General features: G+C 59.0%; 27 protein-coding genes. 19 read left to right on the top strand and 8 right to left on the bottom strand.

The window, feature by feature from the left end; all coding sequences use genetic code 11:
- Window positions 1-79 precede the first annotated feature (79 nt).
- On the bottom strand, window positions 80-886 hold the full coding sequence (locus ACHQGU_RS06425; RefSeq protein ID WP_395496231.1) for an exodeoxyribonuclease III: 807 nt from the start codon (window positions 884-886) through the stop codon (window positions 80-82).
- 101 nt (window positions 887-987) lie between these two features.
- Between ACHQGU_RS06425 and ACHQGU_RS06430 the strand changes: the two genes are divergently transcribed.
- From ACHQGU_RS06430 to ACHQGU_RS06455, 6 genes are all read left to right on the top strand, one after another.
- On the top strand, window positions 988-2,076 hold the full coding sequence (locus ACHQGU_RS06430; protein ID WP_395496233.1) for a dipeptidase: 1,089 nt from the start codon (window positions 988-990) through the stop codon (window positions 2,074-2,076).
- Between the two features lie 261 nt (window positions 2,077-2,337).
- Window positions 2,338-4,254: an excinuclease ABC subunit UvrC gene (gene uvrC, locus ACHQGU_RS06435; RefSeq protein WP_253553717.1), complete on the top strand. Its 1,917-nt coding sequence runs from the start codon at window positions 2,338-2,340 to the stop codon at window positions 4,252-4,254.
- 99 nt (window positions 4,255-4,353) lie between these two features.
- Window positions 4,354-4,926: a CDP-diacylglycerol--glycerol-3-phosphate 3-phosphatidyltransferase gene (gene pgsA / locus ACHQGU_RS06440; protein WP_062140071.1), complete on the top strand. Its 573-nt coding sequence runs from the start codon at window positions 4,354-4,356 to the stop codon at window positions 4,924-4,926.
- A 166-nt stretch (window positions 4,927-5,092) separates the two neighbouring features.
- Window positions 5,093-5,629 carry a hypothetical protein gene (locus tag ACHQGU_RS06445; RefSeq protein WP_062140073.1) on the top strand — a complete coding sequence of 179 codons (537 nt, stop codon included), beginning with the start codon at window positions 5,093-5,095 and terminating at the stop codon, window positions 5,627-5,629.
- Between the two features lie 37 nt (window positions 5,630-5,666).
- Window positions 5,667-5,957 (top strand): molybdopterin converting factor subunit 1, encoded by a 291-nt coding sequence (gene moaD / locus ACHQGU_RS06450; RefSeq protein ID WP_373687411.1) that lies wholly within the window; start codon window positions 5,667-5,669, stop codon window positions 5,955-5,957.
- A 52-nt stretch (window positions 5,958-6,009) separates the two neighbouring features.
- Window positions 6,010-6,411: a molybdenum cofactor biosynthesis protein MoaE gene (locus tag ACHQGU_RS06455; protein ID WP_231874842.1), complete on the top strand. Its 402-nt coding sequence runs from the start codon at window positions 6,010-6,012 to the stop codon at window positions 6,409-6,411.
- Window positions 6,412-6,548: 137 nt separating this feature from the next.
- Here the strand turns inward: ACHQGU_RS06455 and ACHQGU_RS06460 are convergent, their stop codons facing one another.
- A complete protein-coding gene (locus tag ACHQGU_RS06460; protein WP_395496393.1) occupies window positions 6,549-7,754 on the bottom strand; it encodes an adenosylmethionine--8-amino-7-oxononanoate transaminase in 1,206 nt (401 codons plus the stop codon).
- A 202-nt stretch (window positions 7,755-7,956) separates the two neighbouring features.
- Here ACHQGU_RS06460 and ACHQGU_RS06465 point away from each other — a divergent pair, with 202 nt between their 5' ends.
- Genes ACHQGU_RS06465 through bioD form a run of 3 tightly spaced genes read left to right on the top strand, consistent with a single transcriptional unit; the run spans window position 7,957 to window position 11,287 of the window.
- The gene (locus ACHQGU_RS06465) at window positions 7,957-9,153 is read left to right on the top strand and encodes an aminotransferase class I/II-fold pyridoxal phosphate-dependent enzyme (protein ID WP_395496236.1); all 1,197 of its coding nucleotides are present in this window, start codon (window positions 7,957-7,959) and stop codon (window positions 9,151-9,153) included.
- Window positions 9,150-9,842, top strand: a complete 693-nt coding sequence (locus ACHQGU_RS06470; protein WP_395496238.1) for an alpha/beta fold hydrolase — start codon at window positions 9,150-9,152, stop codon at window positions 9,840-9,842. The genes ACHQGU_RS06465 and ACHQGU_RS06470 overlap by 4 nt, the downstream gene beginning before the upstream one ends.
- Window positions 9,839-11,287 carry a dethiobiotin synthase gene (gene bioD, locus ACHQGU_RS06475; protein WP_395496240.1) on the top strand — a complete coding sequence of 483 codons (1,449 nt, stop codon included), beginning with the start codon at window positions 9,839-9,841 and terminating at the stop codon, window positions 11,285-11,287. The genes ACHQGU_RS06470 and bioD overlap by 4 nt, the downstream gene beginning before the upstream one ends.
- A 106-nt stretch (window positions 11,288-11,393) precedes the next feature.
- Here bioD and lexA read toward each other — a convergent pair whose 3' ends face one another.
- Complete coding sequence (gene lexA / locus ACHQGU_RS06480; protein WP_043552469.1) at window positions 11,394-12,059, bottom strand: transcriptional repressor LexA; 666 nt, start codon at window positions 12,057-12,059, stop codon at window positions 11,394-11,396.
- Between the two features lie 257 nt (window positions 12,060-12,316).
- On the opposite strand from lexA, the gene ACHQGU_RS06485 reads away from it, so the two are divergent.
- Window positions 12,317-13,624 (top strand): carbohydrate porin, encoded by a 1,308-nt coding sequence (locus tag ACHQGU_RS06485; RefSeq protein ID WP_395496243.1) that lies wholly within the window; start codon window positions 12,317-12,319, stop codon window positions 13,622-13,624.
- Window positions 13,625-13,629: 5 nt separating this feature from the next.
- Here the strand turns inward: ACHQGU_RS06485 and glp are convergent, their stop codons facing one another.
- On the bottom strand, window positions 13,630-14,829 hold the full coding sequence (gene glp, locus ACHQGU_RS06490) for a gephyrin-like molybdotransferase Glp (protein ID WP_395496245.1): 1,200 nt from the start codon (window positions 14,827-14,829) through the stop codon (window positions 13,630-13,632).
- Between the two features lie 152 nt (window positions 14,830-14,981).
- On the opposite strand from glp, the gene rpmG reads away from it, so the two are divergent.
- Window positions 14,982-15,149 carry a 50S ribosomal protein L33 gene (rpmG, locus tag ACHQGU_RS06495; protein WP_003623017.1) on the top strand — a complete coding sequence of 56 codons (168 nt, stop codon included), beginning with the start codon at window positions 14,982-14,984 and terminating at the stop codon, window positions 15,147-15,149.
- 195 nt (window positions 15,150-15,344) lie between these two features.
- Here rpmG and ACHQGU_RS06500 read toward each other — a convergent pair whose 3' ends face one another.
- Together ACHQGU_RS06500 and eno are read right to left on the bottom strand one after the other, a co-directional pair.
- Complete coding sequence (locus ACHQGU_RS06500) at window positions 15,345-15,674, bottom strand: septum formation initiator family protein (protein ID WP_253553350.1); 330 nt, start codon at window positions 15,672-15,674, stop codon at window positions 15,345-15,347.
- Window positions 15,675-15,841: 167 nt separating this feature from the next.
- Entirely contained in the window at window positions 15,842-17,119 is a 1,278-nt protein-coding gene (gene eno / locus ACHQGU_RS06505; RefSeq protein ID WP_062272717.1) for a phosphopyruvate hydratase, read from the bottom strand.
- Between the two features lie 182 nt (window positions 17,120-17,301).
- Between eno and ACHQGU_RS06510 the strand changes: the two genes are divergently transcribed.
- The 7 genes from ACHQGU_RS06510 to ACHQGU_RS06540 all read left to right on the top strand — a co-directional run bounded on the left by ACHQGU_RS06510 (window position 17,302) and on the right by ACHQGU_RS06540 (window position 21,219).
- Window positions 17,302-17,778, top strand: a complete 477-nt coding sequence (locus ACHQGU_RS06510; RefSeq protein WP_062272719.1) for a DUF3429 domain-containing protein — start codon at window positions 17,302-17,304, stop codon at window positions 17,776-17,778.
- Between the two features lie 77 nt (window positions 17,779-17,855).
- Window positions 17,856-18,839 (top strand): FAD-dependent oxidoreductase, encoded by a 984-nt coding sequence (locus tag ACHQGU_RS06515; protein ID WP_395496246.1) that lies wholly within the window; start codon window positions 17,856-17,858, stop codon window positions 18,837-18,839.
- Window positions 18,840-18,906: 67 nt separating this feature from the next.
- Window positions 18,907-19,104 (top strand): sulfur carrier protein ThiS, encoded by a 198-nt coding sequence (gene thiS, locus ACHQGU_RS06520; protein ID WP_062140095.1) that lies wholly within the window; start codon window positions 18,907-18,909, stop codon window positions 19,102-19,104.
- 6 nt (window positions 19,105-19,110) lie between these two features.
- On the top strand, window positions 19,111-19,887 hold the full coding sequence (locus ACHQGU_RS06525) for a thiazole synthase (protein WP_062272725.1): 777 nt from the start codon (window positions 19,111-19,113) through the stop codon (window positions 19,885-19,887).
- On the top strand, window positions 19,884-20,498 hold the full coding sequence (locus tag ACHQGU_RS06530; protein WP_395496247.1) for a thiamine phosphate synthase: 615 nt from the start codon (window positions 19,884-19,886) through the stop codon (window positions 20,496-20,498). Before ACHQGU_RS06525 ends, ACHQGU_RS06530 begins: the two co-directional genes overlap by 4 nt.
- Window positions 20,499-20,609: 111 nt before the next feature.
- Complete coding sequence (locus tag ACHQGU_RS06535) at window positions 20,610-20,849, top strand: hypothetical protein (protein WP_395496248.1); 240 nt, start codon at window positions 20,610-20,612, stop codon at window positions 20,847-20,849.
- Window positions 20,850-20,916: 67 nt separating this feature from the next.
- Window positions 20,917-21,219, top strand: coding sequence for a hypothetical protein (locus ACHQGU_RS06540; RefSeq protein WP_062140106.1), 303 nt, complete (start codon window positions 20,917-20,919; stop codon window positions 21,217-21,219).
- 45 nt (window positions 21,220-21,264) lie between these two features.
- On the opposite strand, the gene ACHQGU_RS06545 is transcribed toward ACHQGU_RS06540, so the two are convergent.
- The gene (locus ACHQGU_RS06545; RefSeq protein WP_395496249.1) at window positions 21,265-21,660 is read right to left on the bottom strand and encodes a nuclear transport factor 2 family protein; all 396 of its coding nucleotides are present in this window, start codon (window positions 21,658-21,660) and stop codon (window positions 21,265-21,267) included.
- A gap of 227 nt (window positions 21,661-21,887) precedes the next feature.
- On the opposite strand from ACHQGU_RS06545, the gene ACHQGU_RS06550 reads away from it, so the two are divergent.
- On the top strand, window positions 21,888-22,547 hold the full coding sequence (locus ACHQGU_RS06550; protein WP_395496250.1) for an AraC family transcriptional regulator: 660 nt from the start codon (window positions 21,888-21,890) through the stop codon (window positions 22,545-22,547).
- Window positions 22,548-22,557: 10 nt separating this feature from the next.
- Here the strand turns inward: ACHQGU_RS06550 and recG are convergent, their stop codons facing one another.
- Window positions 22,558-24,702, bottom strand: coding sequence for an ATP-dependent DNA helicase RecG (gene recG / locus ACHQGU_RS06555; RefSeq protein ID WP_395496251.1), 2,145 nt, complete (start codon window positions 24,700-24,702; stop codon window positions 22,558-22,560).
- Between the last annotated feature and the right edge of the window lie 62 nt (window positions 24,703-24,764).

Consider the following 24,764-nt stretch of genomic DNA (forward strand, 5'->3'; position numbering starts at 1 on the left):
CACAGAGAGCTGGTCAGCATTTGCTCGAATGCGGGATTTTTGAAAGGAGCAGACTGATCTGCTCCTTTCCCCGACACTCTTAAAACTGGAAATCGACTACAACGGGCACATGGTCCGAGGGGCTGGTCCAGTTACGGGCTTCCCGCACGACGGTCATGCCGGTGAGGCTCGGGACCAGATCCGGCGTTACCCACACATGGTCCAGACGGCGGCCGCGGTTGGATTTTTGCCAGTCCCGGTTGCGGTAGGACCACCATGTGTAAAGCTTTTCCTGCGGCGGGATGAAATGCCGCATGGCATCCACAAAGCCTGTATCCAGCCAGCGGTTGAGCCGCTCGGTCTCCGGCGGTGTGTGGCTGACAATTTTGAGCAGCTGTTTGTGGCTCCACACATCATGCTCAAGCGGCGCGATGTTGAGGTCCCCCACCAGAATGGCGCGGGCCGGTTTGCGCTCTTCAAACCACTCGGTCACTTCCTCAACAAAGGCCAGTTTGTGCGCAAATTTGGGGTTGGCGTCAGGGTCCGGAATGTCACCGCCCGCGGGCACGTAAAAATCATGCAGCTCAACGGGGCCGGAAGGTGTGGTGATAACCGCCCCGACATGGCGGCAATCTTCCTTGCCATGCCAGTCCGGCAGATTGTCCAGGGGTGTTATGGGATGGCGGGAGAGGATGGCCACGCCATTATAACTTTTCATGCCTTTGTAATGCAGATGCTCAAAGCCCAAAGAGCGCACGGCGTCTTCCGGGAAGAGGGGATCTGGCACCTTGGTTTCCTGCAGGCAGATAATGTCGGGGGCCAGCTCGGTGACGAGATCTTCAAGCCGGGGCAGGCGCAGGCGGAGGGAATTGATATTCCAGGTTACAAGTCGCATGGGCTGAGGCATTGCGCATCCGGGTTTGCGGAGCAAGAAAAAACAGTCACATAAGAGAAGGCACAGCAGGGCATGCGCCTTGCAATCTTGACTGACAGGACCATTTTTCTCTCATGACGTCTTCCTCACAGGCTCAGCCGGGCCAGCCCCCCGTTCCTTCCGCCGAGGCACACGCGCTGCATCGCGCTCTGTTCACGCTGGACAGCCATATTGATATCCCCTGGCCGGATCGGGGGGATGCGTTTGAAGACACGGAAACCCGTCGGGTTGATCTGCCCAAGATGCAAAAGGGCGGCATGTCTGCCGGCTGCTTTGTGGCCTATATCGCTCAGGCGATGGTGAATGCAGAAGGCCATGCGCAGGCGCAGGCCCAATGTCTGGCCATGCTGGACGTCATCAACGGCATGCAGGGTACCCACAACGGGGTGACGGCGCGCGTCTGTTCTACCGTGGCGGAAATCAGCGCAGCGTATGAGGCTGGCGTTCTGGCGGTCATTCCCGCGGTCGAAAACGGCTACGCCATGGGGGATAATCCGGCAGTTCTGGCGCAGTTCCGCGCCAAGGGGGCCCGTTATGTGACGCTGACCCACAATGGCCATAACGCGTTGGCGGATGCGGCCGTGCATCGACCCAGTCTGGGCGATAAGCCGGAAAATCATGGGGGGCTTTCAGCGCTGGGGCGTGAGGCGGTGCGGGAAATGAACCGTCTGGGTCTGCTGATCGACGTTTCTCATGCGTCCAAAAAGACCATGTTGCAGGCTGTTGCGGCCTCTGCCGTGCCGGTGGTAGCCAGCCATTCCTGCGTGCGGACGCTGTGTGACCATCCGCGCAATCTGGATGATGAACAGCTGGATGCGCTGAAGGAAAGCGGTGGGGTCATTCAGATTACCGCCATGCCAGCTTTCCTGAAGCCGAAAGACGAGAACGGTGCGCGCTCTGCTGGCGTATCGGATTTTGTTGACCATATTGATTATGTGGTGCGGCGGATTGGCGCAGAGCATGTCGGGATTTCCTCCGACTTTGATGGCGGCGGTGCGCTGGCAGACTGGCAGAACGCCACGCAGGGTGTGAACCTGACAGCGGAACTCCTGCAGCGCGGGTATGACAAAAGTGAGATTGCCGCTTTCTGGGGCGGAAACTTCATGCGTCTGCTGGCCAGAGCCGAAGCTGTGGCGGCGGAACAAACCGGGACTATTGGCTAAAAACTGCAGCCAGATTTTTGTGGCATTTGTCCACTTCCGCTCTTGACAGATTTTATTTCAATAAAGTCTTCAGGTGTGATCTGGCTGTTACGTAACGTAAGATATAAAATCGTTTCAAATCAATAGGTTGCTTTGTTTGGCTAAAAAATATGCAATGCGTCAGGACCACGGGAAATCTGCGGATTTCGGGGTGTCAAGCCCGGCTCTTCCACAGACTTATCCACAAAATCGGTGGATGAAATTGTTTTCTCGAAAGAGCGCCTGATGACAGCTGAAAATTCTCCAAACAATTCCCAGCCGGATGCCGCAAAAGACGCGCCTTCTGCCCCGCTGAAAGGCGTGGAGGTCATCCGGCACGCGCTCAAAACCATGCCGCTTTCACCGGGCGTGTATCGCATGCTGGGTGAGAAGGGGGATGTGCTGTACGTCGGTAAGGCGCTTGCGCTGAAGAAGCGGGTGACGTCCTACACCCACGTGAATCGCCTGCCTGAACGTCTGCGCCGTATGGTGTCTGAGACAGCCTCCATGGAGATTGTCACGACCCATACCGAGGCCGAGGCTCTGCTGCTTGAGGCCAACTACATCAAGCGCATGAAGCCGCGCTTCAACATCCTGCTGCGGGATGACAAGAGCTACCCCTGGCTAATGCTAACGGATGCGCATCCGTTCCCGCAGATTGCCAAACATCGCGGCAAGCCGGTGAAAGGGGCAAGCTTGTGGGGGCCATTTGCTTCCGCATGGGCGGTTAATCAGACCCTCAATCTGCTCCAGCGGGTTTTCCTGCTGCGCTCCTGTGCAGATTCTGTGTTCAACAGCCGCTCTCGCCCATGCCTGCTGTATCAAATCAAACGCTGCTCCGGCCCGTGCGTGGACCGGATTGATCAGAACTCCTACGCGAAGCTCGTAGAACAGGCGCGGGAGTTTCTCTCCGGCAAGGATCACGCCTTGCGGGAGGAGATGAGTGCCGAGATGCACCGGGCGGCCGAAGCGCTGGATTTTGAGCGCGCTGCGACCATGCGGGACCGTATCCGCGCTCTGGCGCAAATGCAGGAATCCAGTGTGATCAATCCAGCCTCTCTGCAGAACGCCGATGTGTTCGGCATCTGGCAGGAAGCCGGCCAGGCCTGCATTCAGGTGTTTTTCATCCGGGGTGGGCGCAATAACGGCAACCGTTCGTTTTTCCCGGCCCATACGCAGGATCAGGAAGCCGGTGAGATTCTGGCGTCCTTCATCGCCCAGTTTTATGACGACAAGCCTTGTCCCGCACAGGTGCTGGTGAACCATGAACTCCCGGAAGAAGCCTTGCTGGCGGAAGCGCTGACGTTACGGCGCGAGCGCAAAGTGGAAATTCTTCACCCGCTACGGGGTGAGAAAAAGCAGGTGCTGGACCATGCCGTGGCGAATGCGCGGGATGCCCTGCATCGCAAACTGGCCGAGAGTGCCGGGCAGGCCAAACTGCTGGAGGGCGTGGCCCGTGTTCTGGGGCTGGATGCGCCGCCTGAGCGGATTGAGGTTTATGATAACAGTCACATCATGGGTTCCCATGCCTATGGCGTGATGATTGTGGGCGGCCCGGAAGGGTTTGACCGCCGCGCGTATCGTAAATTCCTGATCAAAGGCCCCGTCACGCCGGGGGATGATTTTGGCATGATGCGGGAAGTGCTGGAGCGTCGCTTTGGTCGGGCTTTGAAGGAGGCCGCCGAGGGCGATATGTCCAACTGGCCGGATGTCCTGCTGATTGACGGCGGGGCAGGGCAGTATTCCGCCGTGCGCGGTGTGCTGGATGACCTTGGGGTGACGGGTGTCAAACTGGTGGGGATTGCCAAGGGACCAGACCGTGATGCCGGGCGGGAATGGTTCCATACGGGGGATGCCCCACCATTCCAACTCGAACCACGAGACCCGGTTCTCTATTACCTGCAACGGCTGCGCGATGAGGCGCATCGCTTTGCCATTACCACCCATCGGGCCGGGCGCTCCAAGACGCTGGTGACATCCGAACTGGATGAAATTCCGGGGGTTGGTCCTGCGCGGAAAAAGATGCTGCTCAATACGTTCGGGTCAGCCCGGGCGGTCAAGCAAGCGGGGCTCTCGGAGCTCGAATCGGCGCCGGGAATTAACCGTGAGACAGCGCGGGCCGTGTATGGTCACTTTCATCCGGACTGGACACCGGCATAGTCCCGGTTTTCAGCCCTGCACTGAACTTCTGGGTGAGTGGTGAAAAGTGGCAGTCAGAAACCATTTCAGCTCTGCCGGAAATAGGCTAGCATTCCGCCAATGCTGACAGACCTGCCGAATGTTCTGACTATCTCGCGTATCGTGGCGATCCCGATCGTGGTGCTTTTTGCCGCATGGGGTTCTCCGCAAACGGATGCGCTGGCCTGTCTTCTGTTCATCCTCGCCGGGGTGACGGACTATTTTGATGGTAAGCTGGCCCGCTCCCGCCACCAGATGTCTGACTTTGGCCGGATGTTTGACTCCATTGCCGATAAGCTGCTGGTAGGCGCCTGCCTGATGGTGCTGGCCGGGCTGGGGCGCATGGCCTATTTCAGCCTGTGGCCCGCCATCATCATCCTCTGCCGGGAAATTCTGGTGTCCGGCATGCGGGAATATCTGGCCGAGCGTCGCGCCAGTCTGCCGGTTACACGGCTGGCTAAATGGAAAACCGGCTTCCAGATGACCGCCATTGGGTTTCTGCTGGCAGGGGATGGCACGGGGATGCTGTTGGGTATGCCCTGGCTGCATGTCGCGCTGATCGGCGCTATCCTTCTCTGGATTGCTGCCGTTCTTACGCTGATCACCGGTTGGGATTACCTTACAACCGGCTTGCGGCATGTTAATCTCTCGTGAACGATCGTTTTAAACGCACATAAGGTGTGTCTCATTAGCCTCAAATGGCTTTCATCGGCTTGTATCCCCTCCGCAAACCGTTATTTAAGCTTTGGACGGCATGTTCTTGCCGGTAGCAGGTCTCTCTGATTTGCCTGCATGGTGTCATGGTTAGCGGAGTCAGGTGATGCGGAAAGCCGCTCTTGTAGGGTTGTGTCTGGTTTTGAGCGGATGTTCCGGCTTCGGGAAATTTGTGTCCGATACCGCGACCCTGCCGGGAGAAAACCCGAATGCGCCCTCCGGGGACAATCTCAATATGCGGCGTGTGCATGGATATTCCACCGCAGAAACGCCGCTGCTGCCTGCTGGCGGGGATATCTGGCCGGGGCCGCCTGCGCCGTTGCCCACGCTTGAAGACGTTGAGAAAGACCGGGCTGGCACCATTCTGGGTGGCGTGCCCAATTCCGGTGGCAAGCAGTTGCAGGACGGCGGGGAAATGAGTGTTGGGGAGCCGGACGGCATGCCTGATACGTCGCAGTCCATCACAGGTAAACTGCCGGATGCGGAGCCTGATGCCGCAGCCAAATACGGCGCGCAGCGTGGCTCTGCCTCGACGATTGAAATCCCCAATGGCGACGGCACAGTCACACTGATCCATCCGGATGGGTCGGTAAGCACAACGCAGGCTAAAAAGAGCGAAGCCCCCGCGACACCCCGGCACTAACGGGAGAAGGGGGTGGCCCCGCGCAGGCCGCTGTCGCGTGAATAAATCAAGTAAGGAAGCAGGTATGGCGCAGGACGTCACAATTTTCTATTTCGCCGCATTGCGTGAGCAGATGGGGCGGGAAAAGGAGACCGTCCCCCTGCCTGCGCAGTCCATAACAGTGGAAGCGCTGGTTACGGAGCTGCGCCAGAAGGATGTGGGCATGGATGAGGTCTTTGCGGCCTCGCCTCGTATCCGGGTTGCCATCAACCAGACCCTTGCGACGTTTCAGGATACCGTCAAACCCGGTGATGAACTGGCCTTTTTCCCGCCCATGACGGGGGGATAAGCCGGTGCTGCGCGTTCTTGTCCAAAACGAGCTGTTTGATATGGGGGCGGAGATGGATCGCCTCTCTGCGGACTCACGGGGGATTGGCGGCATCAGCGTTTTTATGGGGCAGGTGCGGGATGGACCGGATGGGCTGGAAAGCCTCACTCTGGAACATTATCCCGGCATGACCGAAAAAGTGCTGACGGAACTGGCCGCTGAGGCTGTCAAACGGTTCAGGCTTATTGGCTGCACGCTCATTCATCGCGTGGGCACACTCGTTGTGGGGGCACCCATTGTTTTTGTCGGCACGTCGTCCGCGCATCGGGCGGAAGCTCTGGCGGGCACGAATTTCCTGATTGATCGGCTCAAGACCGGCGCGCCTTTCTGGAAGTGCGAACGCTATCAGGATGGACGTCAGGTATGGGTGGATGCGCGGGAAGCAGACGATAAGGCTGCTGCGTCCTGGGATTAAGAATATCCCTTAGCGGTTTGATTTTAAAATTCTTCGAAGTTTCTTTTTGGGTGCACGCATAGGTTTTTTTCACGAAAAACCGTGCCTGCAAAGCCGGATGGCACAACAGGCTTTTCCCTGCCGTGCCTGTGTGGCGTTCAGTTGTCCGTCGATAAAACGCGATAGATTGCGTCCGTCAGGGCAGTCAGGTCTTCCGGCGGAATGGTGAAGGCCGGGGTCAGATAGACAATTGAGCGGAACGGTCTGATCCACACATTTTCCGCAATAAAGCGCTGCCTCAAAGCGTCCGGGTTGGCGATTTTCTCCAGTTCCACCACACCAATCGCGCCCAGAACACGGACATCCTTCACGCCCGGCAGGGTGCGGCAGCGTTCCAGTTCTCTGGTCAGGTGCGCGTTGATGGCGGCAACCTGTTCAAGCCGGGGTTCACTTTCAAACAGATCCAGCGAGGCATTGGCGCAGGCGCAGGCCAGAGCGTTAGCCATAAAAGTCGGCCCGTGCATCAGGGCGTGTTCCGGGTTGTCGGACAGGAACGCTTCAAACACATGCGGGCGTGCAATGGTGGCCGCAAGCGCCATGGTGCCGCCTGTCAGGGCTTTGGAGAGCGTTACGATATCCGGTACAATTCCTGCCTGTTCGCACGCAAACATCGTGCCGGTGCGGCCAAACCCGGTAAAAATTTCATCCAGAATGAGTAGCAGGCCATAGCGATCTGCCGCAGCGCGCAACGTGCGCAGCACATCGGGGGAATGGAAGAGCATGCCGCCCGCACCCTGCACCAGAGGCTCGGTGATGATGGCGGTCAGCTCATGCGCGTGGTGATCCAGTAACCTGAAAAATTCGGCCTCGCTGGCCTCGTCCTGCGGGAGAGGGGCGATGATGTGGTTGGCCAGCACGTCTCCGTAGAGATGGTGCATGCCTTCTTCCGGGTCGCAGACCGACATGGTGGCGAGGGTATCCCCATGATATCCGCCCTTGAAGGCCAGCATTTTGGTGCGTTTCGGCTCACCTTTATTCAGACGATACTGAATGGCCATTTTCATGGCGACTTCCACCGCAACAGAGCCGGAATCTGTAAAGAAAACCCTGTCCAGATCCCCCGGCAGCAGGGCGCACAGGCGGCTGGCCAGCTTTAGCGCGGGCTCATGCACCATGCCGCCAAACATGACGTGCGGCATGGTAGCCAACTGCGCCTCAATGGCTGCGCGGATATGGGGGTGGTTGTAGCCGTGGCAGGCTGTCCACCATGCGGCCACGCCATCCACCAGTTCCCGGCCGTCCGTCAGCTGAATGCGTGCATTATGCGTGCTGCGGGCCGCCAGAGGGGCAGGGGCGGTTTTCATCTGGCTGTAGGGTAGCCAGATATGCGGCAGTCCCTGTGTGTACCACTCCGGCGTGGAGGCAGAGGCGGGAGTGGCGGCCTGCTCTGAGTGCTGAGAAGAGGCTGTGCGGGAGGCCGCAAGGGGATTCTGGGGGGCGGACATTGCGCGAGAACTCCTGCTTAGGTGATTGACCGGCGGTCCCGGCTCCGGCACCACTCGCTTCATGACGCGGTTTGATCATCTTTTCCAGCATGGGCTGGAGGAACTGGCCGAACAGGGGCGTCTTCGCACGCCGCGCAGTCTTCAACCCAGAGCCGATGGGCTGCTGGAGAGAGGAGACGGCACCGTTCTGGTTGATTTTTCCTCCAATGACTATCTCGGCCTGCGGGCGCACCCGCTTTTGCGTGAGCGGGCGCTTGCCTGGGCGGAGCGCTATGGGTCCGGCTCCGGGGCGTCCCGGCTAGTGACAGGCACAGCCCCTGGTATGGTCGCGCTGGAAGCGCGGCTGGCGGCCCTGAAAGGGATGGAGGCGGCCTGCATGTTCTCCTCCGGCTGGCAGGCGAATGCGACTCTGGTGCCCGCTCTCGCTCAGCTCTCGCTGGCGGCGACGGGTGCCGCGCCCACGCTGATTGCCGATAAGTTCATCCATGCCAGTCTGTATCATGGCTGTGCAGCGGCTGGCGTGCGGCCTGTGCGCTTCCGGCACAATGACATGGAGCATCTTGAAAGCCTGCTGCAAAAAGCGGCTGGCCCCGGCCTGAAAATCATCCTGACAGAAAGCGTCTTCAGTATGGATGGAGACAGGGTTGACATGGCGGCTCTGGGTGCGCTGGCTCGCCAGTATGGCGCGTTTTTGTGCGTGGATGAGGCACATGCCACTGGCATTCTGGGGGCGGACGGCAAAGGTCTGGCGGACGGGCAGGCGGACCTGATTATCGGCACGTTCAGTAAGGCTCTGGGCGGAATGGGCGCGTTTATCGCCTCATCATCCGTCGTATGTCGCTGGCTGGTGAACAAAGGCTCGGGTTATATCTATTCCACAGCGCCGTCTCCACTGGTGCTGGGCGCGGTGGATGCAGCACTTGATCTGCTGCCAGATTTGGACGCAACGCGAGACCGTGTTGCAGGACTGGCGGAGCGGTTCCGGCAGCATATGTGGCGGGCCGGGTTGGAAACGGGGCCGTCTTCTACTCAGATTGTGCCGGTTGTGGTGGGGAGTGAACGCACAGCTCTGACACTCTCTCGCATGGTGGAAGACGCTGGTTTTCTGGCGATTGCTATTCGTCCGCCTACGGTGCCACCGGGTGGCTGTCGTCTGCGGGTGGTGCTGCACGGAAACCATACAGAGGCGCAGGTGGACCAGCTGGCGCAGGTGCTCAAGGATGCTGTGTCGCAGTGCGCAGCAATGGGATTTGCATGATCGGGCCCCAGCTTGTTTTTGTGCATGGCTGGGGTTGCGGGCCGGATATCTGGGAGCCGGTGCTGGAGGCGCTTGATCAGCCTTCAGCCTGTGTGCTGGATCTGGGCTATTTCGGAGCCTCGCAGAGCGACACACAGCAGCGGCTGGACGCTGTGCTGCGTGGACCACAGCCCGCGCTCGCCGTTGGTCATTCTCTGGGTTTTCTCTGGCTTCTCTCTCGTGGGGGCTGGCCAAAAGGGACACGCTTTCTAGGCATCAATGCGTTCGGGCGTTTTGCTGCCGAAGAGGGTTTTTCGCAGGGCGTGCCTCAGCGTATGCTGACCCGCATGCAGACAGGCCTGCAGCGCGATGCAGTTCAGGTGGTCAATAATTTTCGCGCTCGCTGTGGCGTAGGGCCGGTTACGCCAAATGCTCTTTGTGTGCCAGCCCTGCAGGACGGTCTGACGGAACTGATGACGCTGGACGCAAGGCCTGCGCTGGCTCGTTTGGCTGAGGTGCCCGGGACCGTAAAGGTTCTGGCTGGGGAGCTTGATCCGATTGTCAGTCCGGACATGACGCAGGCCTCTTTCCCGCCGGGTGTGCCGGTTGAATGGGAATCTGAGGGCGGGCACATGCTCCCGCTGACACATCCACATGTCTGTGCCGAGGCTGTTCGGTGCATGATGTCACAAAATCTGGAAAACTCATGACCGACCGTTCTGCCCAGGCCCGACAGGCTCGCATTCAGCAAAGTTTTGATGCTGCGGAGGGGTATGATGCCGCCGCTGTGCTGCAACGTGTGGCGGCGCGGCGTCTGTTTGATGGTCTCCGGGCGCGACTGGCTGGCCGGGCACCCCGACGCATTCTGGAAGTTGGGTGCGGTACGGGCTTTCTCACGCACATGCTGCATGAGGCATGGCCTGAGGCGGAACTGGTCGCAACGGATGTTGCGACCCGTATGCTGGAACGCGCCCGCAAGCGAGTCGGGGACGGCGTGCAGTTTTGCGTGATGGATGCGGCCCGACCCGATGTGGCAGGAGCGTTCGACCTGATTTGCGGCAATCTGGTTTTTCAGTGGCTGGCTGAACCCTCAGTAGCCTTGCAAACGCTGGCGGACCAGCTGGCCCCCGGTGGTGTGATTGCCGTCTCCACTTTGCTGGATGGCACCTTTGAAGAATGGCGACAGGCCTGCACCGCAGAAGGGCTGATGGCGGCAACACCGGATTACCCGGCAGCTAGGACTGTGCGGGACTGGCAACCCGGCCTGTGCGCCGGGAAATGGACAACAGAGCGGTGCGTTCAGCCCTTTGAAAATGGACTGGCTTTTGTAAAGCATTTGAAGGACACGGGGGCTTCCGTACCGCGTGAAGACGGAAAGGCTTTCTCTCCCGCCGAATTGCGTCGGGTTCTGGCACGCTTTGATCAGGCCGGAGCTATGGTGACATGGCATCTGGCCTATGCCTGTTTTCAAAAGCCTCAACGCGCCGGAGTGTTTGTCACCGGAACAGATACCGGCGTGGGCAAGACGCTGACATCTGCCTGCCTCGTTCATGCGTGGAAAGCAGCCTACTGGAAGCCGTTGCAAAGCGGACTGGCGGATGAAGAAGGCGATACCAGCACGGTTATAAAGCTGAGCAGTTGCCTGCCGGAGGACTGCTTTCCGTCAGCCGGGGCGTATCAGGCCTCTCTGTCTCCTCTGGCGGCTGCCAGGGCCGAAGGTGCGGAGATTGACCCCGCACGTCTGGCTTTGCCTTTAGAGGATCCACAGCGTCCGCTCGTGGTGGAAGGGGCAGGAGGCCTGATGGTGCCTGCGACCGATACGCTGATGATGGTTGATCTGGCTGAACGCTGGGGTTTGCCGGTGGTGCTTGTCGCCCGAAGCGGGCTGGGAACACTGAACCATACGCTGCTTAGTCTGGAAGCGTTGCGTGCCCGTGGTCTGGCCATTGCCGGGGTGGTGCTGAGCGGCCCGCTCAACCTGGAGAACAGCAAGACCATTCAGGAAAAAGGGCAGGTGCGCATTCTGGCAGAATTGCCCCAGCAGGAGACCGTGACTGCGGAGACCGTTGCCGCACTGAGCCGTCTGATTCCCGCATGGGACGATGTGTCTGAAGCAATGCAAGTGGGGCGTAAGGGCGTTTCAGAGAAAGTCTGACGTTTCTACCCGGCCTTGATAGATGGGGTTTCTGCGCCTGAATGGAGAAGCCTCAACCGGGCGGACGCGTGACCTTTCAAAATCACGCTCCGTCTTTCCTCTGGCGTCAATGGTAGCGGCGGATCAGTCCGGCCAGTCGACCCTGAATATGCAGGCGTTCGGCTGGCACAATGCGCGTTTCATAGCGCGGGTTGGCGGGTTCCAGCGCAATGGTGTTGCCCTTGCGGCGCAGGCGTTTGAGCGTGACTTCGCTATTATCAATGAGTGCGACAACAATCTGTCCGTTCTCGGCATCTTCTGTGCGACGGATGATGACGTGATCGCCGTCCAGAATCCCGGCCTCAATCATGGAATCCCCGGTGACTTCCAGCGCGTAATAGTCGCCTGAGCTCACCATATCTTTCGGGATGTCCAGAAAGGTATCCGTTTCGGCCATGGCTTCAATCGGCAGACCAGCGGCAATGCGCCCATAAAGCGGGATTTTCAGCGCGGCGGGCTGCTGGCGGGAGAAATCACCACGCACAACATTGGTGGGCAGCGTTTCGGAGGCAGGCGCCATTTCCGGGAGATGGATGACTTCCAGTGCGCGGGCCCGATGGTGATGGCGGCGCAGAAATCCGCGTTCTTCCAGGCCGGAAATCAGGCGATGAATGCCGGATTTGGAGCGCAGGCCCATGGCCTCTTTCATCTCGTCGAAAGAAGGAGAGAAACCCGTCTGCTTGAGGTGAGAATCAATAAAAAGCAGCAGTTTGTGCTGTTTGCGCGTCAGCATTGCGGCACCCCGGAGCAGATGAGTGTTTTTGTATTTATAGGGGTTTGTTCTATATAAGTTCTCTTTTTTAGTCAAGGGGTTATTCACCCCAGCCAAAAGCACTTCTGTATTTTTTGTGGTGTCTGTAAAGGTTCCTGCAGAAGGCCCGTTGGGGCCTGTGCTTTCAGTCTGGCTATTTAAGCGGGGCCGGTGATCATCGGTCCGAAATCCCTGATGCCGCCTTTGTATGCGGTTCTATAACATATTGAAAAGGTTCGGTGTTTAGGAAAATTATCACGGTTCCGGCAGCGTTTTGTGCCTGTTTCAGCCTGAGTGTGTCTCAGGCTGCGGCGCAGGCGACTGCTCCCGATGCGAATGCGTTCAGCTTCGCAGACCGCCTGACGCGGGACTGGGGCGGTGTACGTCGCACGCTGGCGGAACATGGGGTGGATTTTCAGCTGACGGACCAGAACGAGTTGTGGGCTGTGCCTGTCGGGGGGAGCCAGCCGTCCAATAACTACATTGGCGTGACCACCGGCCAGCTTTCTGTGGATCTTGGGCGCCTGACGCATCTGCCGCTCGGCACCATTGGCATCAGTGGGGTGGATATTCGCGGTCATCCCTTCAGCAACCAGCCGCTTTATGTGTTCAATCAGGTCTCCGGGATTGAGGCGGATATCAACCTGCGTCTCTATGAGGTCTGGTATGGCCAGACCTTTGACCATGACCGGCTGGATATGCGGATTGGGAAGCTTGATCTCAGTCATGACTTCATGGGGAGTGATGGCGCGATGCAGTTCATGAATGCCTCATTCTCCTGGCCCATGGTGCCGGATAACAACCTGTATGATCAGGGGCCGGCGTCACCGCTGGGCACGCCTGCCGTGCGGGTCAAATACAAGCTTTCCAAAAGCTGGACGGTTCTGGCCGCCGTTGCGGATGATAACCCGATTGGCGCTGGTTTTCTGAATGACGCTGACCCGTGGAACCAGAATCAGGACCCCAGCGGCACCCGATTCCATTTTGGCACCGGGGCGCTGATGTTTCTGGAAGCGCAATATCACACGCAGCTCTGGGGGAAGGACGGAACCTATAAGCTGGGTGGTTACGGAGATACCGGCCGCTTTCCGGATCAGGCTGACCCAACTGTTCGCCATAAAGGCAACTGGACGTTTTACGCCGTGGCTGATCAGGTTCTGGCTAATCTCGCAGGTAAGCAGACGGTTGCGGGCTTTGTGCGCGCCACATGGGCACCGCCCGCTAACCGCAACCAGATTGTGAATGCGGTAGACGCCGGATTTTTGTTGAACGCGCCATTCCAGTGCGCAAACGATGTTCTGGGGCTTGGGTTCGGCTATGGCGAGGCCAGCCCGGTTTTGCGGCGGTCAGAACGGCGTGCGGGCACGCTGGCGCAGCACGCCGAATATCATCTGGAACTGACTTATCAGTTTCAGGCGACACCCTGGCTCCTCATCCAGCCTGATCTTCAGGGGATGCTTTCACCCAGCGGCGGTGTACTGGATACCGCAGGTCGCAGGGTGAAAGACGAAGCCATTTTTGGCCTGCATTCCAGCATGTCGTTCTGAAGCTCTCAGGGCAGGCGAAGAATACGGCAGGGCGCGCCGGCTTTCTCGGCTGGTGCGAAGGGCGCGCGAATCAGGAGCGCCTGACTTTGGGCGAAAATATTCAGCTGAGCCGAATCCTGTGAACTGAAGGGTGTTGCCAGTGGAAGTTGTCCATCAGCCTGCGGCGTGAGGCGGCAACGCACAAAATCCTGCCGCTGGTCATTCTCGCCAATATCCGCGCCCAGCACGGCGGATTCCGTTTCCATCTTGTCCGGCACGGGCTGGCCGAGCAGCTTGCGCAGGGCAGGGGCTACAAACACCAGACTACACACCAGCGCCGCGACCGGATTGCCCGGCAGGCCGATAACGGGCGTGTGGCCCAGCTGGCCGAACATCAGCGGTCTGCCCGGGCGCATGGCGATTTTCCAGAAATCCAGCGCCAGACCGTGAGCCTCCAGCGTGCTGCGCACGACGTCATACGTGCCTACGCTGGCCCCGCCGATGGTCACCAGCAGATCCAGCGTATGCGCCTGCCCGATGGCGGCAGAGAGAGACTCGGCATTATCCCGTGCAACAGGGAGCAGGATCGCGTCCGCCCCCAGAGATTTGAGCAGGGCGGTAATCATGAACGCGCCGGAATTAACGATGGAGTCTGGAGAAGCCGGGTCTCCGGGCAGCACAATTTCATCACCCGTGGCCAGAACGCCAATGCGCGGACGGCGCGAGACGGGGAGCCAGATATGCCCGCCAGCCGCTGCCAGCCCGATATCGCGCGGCCCGATTTTTTTGCCTGCCGGAACCAGAATGTCGCCTTTGCGGAAATCCTGCCCCTCTTTGCGGATGAACTGGCCCACGCGCCCGGCGCTGAGCAGCGTTGCATGGTCGCCCTCACGCCGCACATTTTCCTGAATCATGACCATATCGGCGCCTGCGGGGATCTGGCTGCCGGTAAACAGCCGCAGGCAGGTGCCTTTCTCCACGGTCAGGCAGGATGGGTGTCCTGCGGGGGCTTCGCCCACAATGCGCAGTGTGGCGCCATCCTGCGCGTCCTCAGCCTTGAGAGCATAGCCATCCATGGAGGAGATGGAGACAGGCGGATTGGAGAGGCGCGCTGTGAGCGGGGATGCCAGCACCCGGCCACATCCATCGGCCAGAGAGACGGTTTCCGAGCCCCCGGCTGAGAATTTTTCAAGGATTCGGGCGCGCGCAACAGCCACATCCAGCATGTTTTTTTACTCCTTTCGGCTATTCCCACGCCTGAATGATGCAAGAATGCTTGACGTTTGGCTCTTGTATGCGCATTTTGCCGGCACTTGAACACCACCCGACCACGTTTCTGGCGTGGTGCCGGGTTTAACGATGCTCTGCTGAGGAAGCTATGGCCAAGACCAATGTTATCAAAATCCGTCTCGTTTCCACGGCGGACACCGGTTACTTCTACGTCACCAAGAAGAACGCCCGTGCCCACACCGGCAAGATGGAACTGAAGAAGTACGATCCCGTTGCACGCAAGCACGTCGTGTTCCGCGAAGCGAAAATCAAATAATCTCGTCTTTCTGAGGGAAGAGATTATAAAAAAGCGGCTCCATCCGGGGCCGCTTTTTTTTATGGTTGTTGTGCCGAGTGCATAAAGAAAAACCCCGCCAGACGGATCTGCGGGGTTCGAGCGTAACGGGTCATACTGCCGGGGCTATCGCGCGTTGCGGTTTGCCCGATAGCCGGTCGTTAGCGTTTACGGCGTTTAGTAAAGCGGATCATGCCGGTCATACGGCACGACAATATCGTTCTTGTCAGCCAGATTGAGCATCGCGCGGGCGCGTTCATCCAGCGTGTCATTATCCAGAGACTGTTCCCGCAGGCCGTTCACGCGCCGCCGCCAGGCGATCTGCTCTGCCGTGGCATCCTGTTGCGCCTGTTTGGCCTGATCAAGCAGCACCAGCTGGGTCTGATAGGCCTTCATGCCGTGGTCACCCTGCGTGGCGTTCCAGCCAAAATAGACCGCAATGCCCAGAAAAACGGTGGGCGGAACAATGGCGCGCACTGCACGTCTGATAAAGCGGCCGATTTGCACGATTTTAACGTCCCTCTGTCCCGGAAAATGACATTTTGATCAGATCTTTATGTCTAAACCATGAATATCTGCACAGGAAGAGACCTCGGTGGAGAAGGGCATAAAAAAGCCGTGCTCCGAAGAACACGGCTCTGAAAGGCTTGGGCCTGCAGAGGTAGGCCTGTTGCTCAGGACTTCAGAATGGAACGGCCTGCATACTGTGCTGCTGTAGCCAGTTCCTGCTCAATGCGAATGAGCTGGTTGTATTTTGCAGTTCTGTCGGACCGGGACAGGGAGCCGGTTTTGATCTGCCCGCAGTTGGTGGCAACAGCCAGATCCGCAATGGTAGAATCTTCTGTCTCACCGGAACGATGGCTCATGACCGCCGTGTAGCCTGCCTTGTGCGCGACTTCGATCGCTTCCAGCGTTTCCGTCAGAGTGCCGATCTGGTTGACCTTCACCAGAATGGAATTGCCGACACCGGCCTTGATGCCGCGACGCAGGCGCTCGGGATTGGTGACGAACAGATCATCGCCAACCAGCTGAATTTTCTTGCCAAGCGTCTCTGTCAGCAGAGCCCAGCCTTCCCAGTCATCTTCCGCCAGACCATCTTCAATGGAGGCGATGGGGTAACGGCTCGTCAGGTCTGCCAGCCAGCTGACCATCTCGCCCGAATCAAACGTCTTGCCTTCACCCTTCATGATGTATTTGCCATCACGGAAGAACTCGGTGGAGGCGCAATCCAGCGCAAAGGTCACGTCTTCGCCGGGACGGTAGCCTGCGGATTCCACGGCGCGGGTAATAAAGCCCAGCGCTTCGTCAGCCGATTTCAGGGCAGGAGCAAAGCCACCTTCATCGCCGACGTTGGTGTTGTGGCCAGCGGCCTGAAGGTCTTTCTTGAGGTGAGCGAAAATTTCCGCACCCCAGCGAATGGCATCGGATTCTGTCGGCGCACCCACCGGCTGGATCATGAATTCCTGAATATCAATCGGGTTGTCGGCATGTTCGCCGCCATTGACGATATTCATCATCGGTACGGGCAGAGTATGGGCAAACACACCCCCAATGTAGCGATACAGCGGCACATGCAGCTCGGCAGCCGTGGCTTTGGCGATGGCCAGAGACACGCCCAGAATCGCGTTAGCCCCCATGCGGCTCTTGTTGGGGGTGCCGTCCAGATCAATCATCGCATTGTCGATATCAATCTGGTCGGACGATTCGGCACCCTGAAGTGTCGGCAGGATTTCATTTTCAATATTTTCGATGGCCTGCAGAACGCCCTTGCCACCAAAGCGCTTGGGGTCCTTGTCGCGCAGTTCAACGGCTTCATGAGCGCCGGTAGAAGCACCAGACGGCACGGCAGCCCGCCCTTTAGCGCCTGAGGCCAGTTCAACATCCACTTCAACTGTCGGGTTTCCGCGGCTGTCCAGAATTTCACGCGCGATGATATCGACAATGGCACTCATAATTTTTCATTCCCGTTTCAGGCTCAGGCAATTTGGGCTGGCCGAGATGCGTTGTTTTTCTTTTTGCTTCAACGAAACACGGCTGCGCGCGTTTCCTTGCAGTTGCTAGTGGCAGCCTGTTGGGCTTTTCTGTCAACCAGTTCAAGGCCTGAAAGCGTGCAGAGGAGGCACACCAAAAGCTCATGAAGAGACTTCCATTTGTCGCTGTGGTGCTGGCAATCGCGGGGCTTCTGCCCCTGATTCTCTGTGCGTGTGGGATTGTGTTTTTTGCCTCCGGTGTGCCCACCCCCAATCTGATGATGGCGTTTGTGTCTTACTGCGCGGTGTCTCTCGCCTTTTTCGGGGCGGTGCACTGGGGGCTGGCGCTTGAGCCTGCACCCGCGATTGTGACCAGCGGGGCAGACCGGACGGATATCATCCGGCTTGTGCTGGGCGTGGTGCCCGCTTTTGTCGGCTGGGTAGCGGCCTATACGGCGTTTGCGTGGATGCCCGTGGCAGGTGTTGCGATTCTGGCCGTCGCGGTTCCGGTCCTCGCCTTGCTGGAGCGGCAGGGGTGGCGCAGGGGCGCTTTGCCGAGTGGCTATATGGGCCTGCGGTGGATTGTGACGGCTGTTACGGAATGCTGTCTGCTAGTGGTGCTTATCGCGCGCCTCTTCTAGCGCTTCCGGCTACTCTGTTGTTATAACATGAAAATCCGGCGGGAGTGGCCGGGTGGACATGGAAGGATTTGAAGACCATGCACAGCACTCCGCGCATTCTGGTCAAAGGAGCCGGTGTTGCCGGTATGACGGCCTCTGTCACGCTGGCCGAGCGCGGCGGGCAGGTTACGCTTTATGATGCCGGAGGGCGTGTTGGTGCCGGGGCATCATGGATGGCTGGTGGCATGCTGGCCCCGTGGTGTGAGGCGGAATCGGCTCCCGCAGAGGTGACGGCGCAGTCTGTTGATTCGGTGGAGTGGTGGGCAGCTCATGTGCCTGACGTGGTGCGGGCAGGCAGTCTGGTTCTGGCCCCACCGCGGGATGTGGGGGAGATCGCCCGGTTCGGGCGGCGCACTTCACATTTTCACACGCTTGGCACGGAAGACATTGCTCTGCTGGAGCCAGATCTGGCGGGCCGTTTCCATAAAGCCCTCTTTTTTGCCGATGAAGGCCATGTCGATCCTCGCAAGGCTCTGGTTGCCTTGCGGCAAAGTCTGGAAGCCAAAGGTGGCACCGTTCTGCTGGAAGGTGCTCAGGCGCCGGATGAGGCCGAGTTTGACTGGGTGGTGGACTGCACCGGCCTGAATGCCCGCACCAGGCTCACAACGCTGCGTGGCGTGCGGGGTGAGATGATTCTGCTCCGTTGCCCGGATGTTGCGCTGCACCGCCCGGTGCGGATGCTGCATCCTCGTATTCCCATTTACATCGTGCCGCGGGCTGACCATGTCTTCATGGTCGGGGCCACCATGATTGAAAGCGAAAACGCAGGCGGGATGACGGTGCGTTCCATGACCGAACTGCTGAATGCCGTGTGGACGCTGCATCCGGGTTTTGCCGAAGCGGAAATTCTGGAAATGGGCACCGGGCTCCGACCGTCCTACCCGGATAACATGCCCACCGTCGTGCAGGATGGGCAGCATATTTATGTGAACGGCATGTATCGCCACGGTTTCCTGCTTTCTCCCGCGCGGGCGCAGGAAGCGGCGAACATGATTTTTGGAGCGCCGGACAAGGCCGCCTGAACACGATTGCCCCGAAGGGAAATCGTGCTTAAGTCCGGCAGCAGAGGTTTAAGGGGAGAACGCCCACATGCAGATCGTGGTCAATGACGAGGTTCATGAGGTGTCAGCCAGGACGCTGGCAGCCCTGATTGATGAGCTCGGCTACGGCGGTGCGCGGATTGCTACAGCTATGGATGGCAGCTTTGTGCCGGTGCCTTACCGTGCCCGGACCGTCTTGCGGGATGGTGCGCGGATTGAAATTGTTGCTCCCATGCAGGGAGGCTGAGGCCTCATGACAAAATCTTTTTACGGCACAGTTCTGTCTTCGCCGCTCATGCTGGGTACAGCCCAGTATCCATCCCCTGATATTCTGCGTGATGCGGTCAAGGCGGCTCAGCCGGGTGTCGTGACGGTCTCTCTGCGGCGTGAATCCGCGGGAGAACGGGCCGGGCAGGCGTTCTGGGATCTTATTCAGGAACTCGGTGTGCCCGTTCTGCCGAACACGGCCGGGTGCCACACCGTCAAGGAAGCCGTCACCACCGCGCATATGGCGCGCGAAGTGTTCGGCACAGACTGGGTCAAGCTGGAAGTGATCGGGGAACTGGATACGCTCCAGCCGGACGTGTTCGGGCTGGTTGAAGCCGCGCGCATTCTGACGGACGATGGCTTCAAGGTTTTCCCATATACCACAGAAGATCTGGTGGTCGCCGAGCGCCTGCTGGCTGTGGGATGTGAAGTGCTGATGCCCTGGGGCGCGCCCATCGGCTCCGGTAAAGGGTTGAACAATGTCTTCGGTCTGCGCGCCCTGCGCGCACATTTTCCGGACGTGCCGCTGGTGGTGGATGCGGGTATCGGTGTGCCCTCTCATGCCGCACAGGCGCTGGAGCTGGGGTATGATGCGGTGCTGATCAACACCGCGGTAGCCAAAGCCGGAGAGCCAGCTGTGATGGCTGAAGCGTTCCGGTTTGCCGTGCAGGCCGGCATGCTGGCCCGTCAGGCTGACCCTATGGAAGAGCGCGATATGGCTGTTCCTTCAACCCCCGTCGTCGGAAAGGCCATGCTGGCATGACATCCCTCCCGCAGAAAATTTATCCTGTTGTTGATACCGCGCTCTGGGTGGACCGGCTTGGGAGTGCGGGCGCGCGCTTTATCCAGTTGCGCATCAAGGACCTCCCGGAAGACGAACTGCTGGCGGAGATTCGGGCTGCCCACGCTTTTGCAAAGAAGCATGGTGTCTGTCTGGTGCTGAATGATTACTGGCAGATCGCTGTGGCGGAGGGGATTGATTACCTTCATCTCGGGCAGGAAGATCTGGATACAGCGGACCTTGAGGCCATTCGTAAGGCCGGTATCCGGCTGGGGATCAGCACGCATAGCCATGAAGAGCTGACGAGAGCGCTGGCCTGTAAGCCGGACTATGTGGCTCTTGGCCCCATCTGGCCGACCCGCCTGAAGAAAATGCCGTTCGGCCCGCAGGGCACAGAGCGCCTGACAGAGTGGAAAAGCCTGATTGGCGATCTGCCTCTGGTCGCCATTGGCGGGATTACGCTGGAACGCCTGCGGCCGTGTCTGGATGCCGGGGCAGACAGTGTCGCCGCTGTGTCCGACTTCACGCAGCATGCCGACCCGGAAGGGCAGGTGAAGGCCTGGCTGGCGGAGGCCGGGGAGGCTGCGCCTTAAGAAAATGCTAAGTTTTCAGTATATATCTTGTAAGTAAATATCTGTTATAACATTGAGATTTCCTTATTCGTTCCTATCTTTTGTAGAAGTAGACGAATTAAGGAAATCATCATGTCTCACGATAAAGCACCGCATACTTCCAGCTCTCTGCATGATCTGGCTCGTAAAGCGACACATTCTCCCAAACTCCTTACAAAAACAGAAATCATTCAGCTCGCAGATCATGTGCTGAAGGGTGGAGAACACGCTTCCGAGTTTGAAAAGGAAGTCGCCAAGAAGGCCCGCCATAATCCGGAAGGGCTGGAAGAAAACGAAATTATTGCTCTGGGGAAGAAGACACTCTCTGCCTGAGACCCGTCTGATCTGATGAGCACCGCCTGCCAGCAGGCGCACTATTTTTACAAGGGGATTACCGCACATGACGGTTAAAAAGCAGCTTAGCGACGCCATTAAACAGAAAAAAGCAGTGAGCTTTTCTTTTCAGGGCAAGCCCGCATTTGGCTCGCCTCACGCTCTGGGTAAAGGGGATGGAGAAGAACGTGTTCTGATCTATCGCGGGGAAGATTCCCACGAGAAAGAGGTCAAGCCCACAGGCAAGTGGGCCTGCCTGCGGCTTGCGGATCTGAGCAACGTGATGCTGACGGATGAGCCTTTCCATGAGGGCCATCCGGGAGAGCATGACAAAGCCTGTCTGCACGATGTTGAGCTTTCAGTGAAATAAAGCTTCGCGCATTTTGCTCCGGTGGGTGCCGGAGCAAAGTCGTGCTTATTGAAGGGAGCCGAGAGTTTTATCCTCACTGTTCCCTTCAAGAACATGCGTGAGTTCATCGACCAGTGCGATGCGGCCTTCCCTGATCTGAAAGAACGCAATCACCCTGATCGTACTGATATGGCCGGAGGGGCGTATCGCACGGGCGACATGCACCGTCGCCGCCATATCCTCCTCACAGACGATCCGTTCAATTGTAATCTCAAGTGACTGAAGGGCCGCCCGTAAGGCCTGGGCGTGTGTGAGAAAATCCTCCAGCGTCAGTGTGCGCCCATCCACAATCTGCTGGTAGTCAGGCGTCAGGAAAGCTTTCAACTGATCCAGACGGGTACTGAAATCCGTAAAGGTGGCAAACATCTGGCGGATGATCTGTTCGGAAGCGGGGGCGGCCATTTGGGTCTCCTGCTGGTGTGAGGGAGATCCTGTCTTGCCATATGCAGGCTGTGGCCTGTTAATGGGATTACGCCAATCAATACGGGTTAGCTGCCATTTCTGACGCATTTCTCCCTTTAGATGTCCTGAGCAGGGATCAGCCCCTTCTTATCGCGCAGTCTGCGCAGGGGCGGCGTGCGCGGGAGACGGCGGCGCACCAGCATGCACGGGGTCAGCTGATTGGCACGATGACCGGCCTTTCAATGCTCAGCACGTCAGCAGGACGCTGGGCTGTGCCGCCGGCCAGTGCTGTGTGGGTGCCCCCATATCTGGCCCATGAGTTTCGGTCCTATGGGCCATTTCACGGGTGGAGCGTCTATATTGTCCAGTCCGCATGTCGGGCTTTACCGGACAGACCGCAACTCCTCTCAACTTCCCCATTACTGCGGGAAGCTGTTCTGCGGGCTGCTCTCTGGCCGGTGGTAGAGCATTTGACAGCGCAGCAGACGCATGTTGCGCAGGTCATCCTTGATGAGATTACCAACAGCCCACGCGAAGAATTCTGTCTACCTATGCCGTCTGATCCCCGCTTGCTGGCTGTGGCGGAAGCTATTTTGAAAAATCCTTCAGCCCGCGAGAGCATGAGCGCCTATGCGGAGCAGGTGTCTCTCTCAGAACGGACGTTCAGCCGTTGGTATAAAGCGCAAACCGGATTTTCCTTCCGGGTCTGGCAAGCACGCGCCCGCATCCTGCAGGCCATTGAATGGCTCACGGAGGGGCAACCCGTGACGACCGTTGCATTTGACCTTGGCTATGAGACGGTGAGTAGCTTCATAGAGGTCTTCAAAACGCATGTGGGTATGACGCCCGGTCGTTTTGCTGCCGTTGTTGGAGGCGGTCAGCCGTAATCCCAGCCGTTTAGCCTCCGGCAAAAATGCGGGCTGCGTCAGTTTTGTTAAACAAAAGCAGCAGAATTTTCGCTGCCAGCGGAAGGGGCGGTGCGGCGGTCAGCGGTGCGGTGTCGGGCAGGAGTTTTTCCGCCTCCGCGTGGGCGGTTTCCAGCAGCATATCCACCAGAATTTCCGGGGCCATCCGGTATTCCGGCAGGCCGGACTGACGGCGGCCCGTCATGTCGCCCCCACCACGCAGGCGGAAATCTTCATCTGCAATCAGGAAGCCATCTTCCGTCTCGCGCAGGCAGGTCAGCCGGCGGCGGGCAGTCAGGCCCAGCCCTTCATCATGTAGCATCAGGCAATAGGACGCCGCCGAGCCTCGGCCCACACGTCCGCGGAGCTGATGGAGCTGGGCCAGCCCGAAGCGCTCGGCATGTTCTATCACCATGATGGTCGCTGTTGGGACGTCCACGCCCACCTCAATGACGGTGGTAGCAACCAGTATGCGGGTTTTGCCCTGAGCGAATTCCTGAAGCGCTTCCTCACGCACATTGGCGTCCTGCCGCCCGTGCGCCAGCCCCACGACTTCGCCAAATCGTTCCAGAAGGGCCGCCTGCCGGGCTTCTGCTGCGGCAATATCCAGCGCCTCACTTTCCGAGACGAGCGGGCAAACCCAGAAGATCTGTGCTCCTTTAGTCAGAGCGCGGGCCAGCCCTTCAATGATCTCATCCATCACGCTGATGGTGTGCAGAGAGGTTCGCACGGGCTTTCGGCCAGCAGGTTTTCCGTCCAGACGGCTGATCTGCATATCCCCAAAGCGGGTAATCAGCAGAGTGCGGGGGATGGGCGTCGCCGTCATGACCAGCATGTCTGTAGCCGGGCCCTTTTCCACCAGCGTCAGGCGCTGCTCCACCCCAAACCGATGCTGTTCATCAATCACCGCCAGCCCGAGGTCCGCAAACTTCACGGTCTCCTGCACTAATGCGTGCGTGCCGATCACCAGTCGTGCTGTGCCGTCTTCTATCTCCTGCAAAGCTTTCTTGCGGGCTTTGCCTTTGACGGAACTGGAGAGGAACGCAACGGGCACAGGAGAGAGGCGCGCAAAGGTGGCGGCATGCTGGCGGGCAAGAATTTCTGTGGGGGCCATCAGCGCCCCTTGGGTGCCAGCTTCTACGGCACGCAGCATGGCGAGTAAGGCGACCAGTGTTTTCCCTGCGCCCACATCGCCCTGCAGCAAGCGACTCATGCGGTAGGGGGCGGCCATGTCGGCTTCAATTTCAGCCAGAGCCTTTTTCTGGCCGGGGGTCGGCGTATGGCCAAAAGCAGCCAGTGCCTGCCGTTGCAAGTGCCCGTCACCCCGCAGACTACGGCCCGGGCGGGCGCGGGAGGCGTGCAGGGCAATGCGGGTAGCAAGCTGGTCAGCCAGCAGTTCATCACAGGCCAGCCGGGCCTGCGCGCGTGTTTGCTGCGCCCGCCATGCGTCCCCGGCGTCACTGCCGGGAATGCGGTCAGGGAAATGCATCCATGTCAGCGCGGTGATGAAATCTGGCCAGCCTTTCTTTTTGATGAGGGCGGACTCATGCCATTCCGGCAGAGTGGCGGGGAGACGGGCGAGGGCCGCTGTCATGGCTGAGCGGACATTCCCGGCAAACAGCCCTGCTGTGAGCGGCCAGACAGGGTCCAGACCGGGGATGCGGTCTGCCGAGCGTGCAGGGAGCAGATAGTCAGGTGAGGTCATGCACAGGCGTTCACCAAACCGTTCGACCTTGCCTGAGGCGGCAATGGATTCGCCCAACACGACCTTTTCGGCCTGCCATTTGGAGAAAAAAGCGAGTTCCAGCTGGCCGGTGCCATCTGTCAGCGTCACCCGCCATGGCTGACGGGTGCGCGGGGCAGGGGAGCGGATGTCCTGCACGGTGCCGGAGATGGTTGCGATTGTGTCTGGCCTGAGTTGCGCCAGAGTGGGATGCAGACGGCGGTCTACCACGCTTTCCGGCAGGCAGAACAACAGGTCCAGAACCCGGGAACCACCTGCAATGCGGCTTAGCAGCTTTGCCCGCGCTGTGCTGACACCCGGCAGTGTTTCCAGCGGCGCCAGCATGCCGGACAGGCTGGAGCGGTCAAACGGACCGGGCGCCGAAGCGGATGTGATAGGCGGGGGGCTGGACACTGGCGCGACAGAGGCCTCTGTTTGGCAGGCTGACAGAAGAGAACGCCAAGGCTATAGGACAC

The organism is Acetobacter sp. KSO5 (genome assembly GCF_044094635.1).
Taxonomy (GTDB): Bacteria; Pseudomonadota; Alphaproteobacteria; order Acetobacterales; family Acetobacteraceae; genus Acetobacter; species Acetobacter cerevisiae.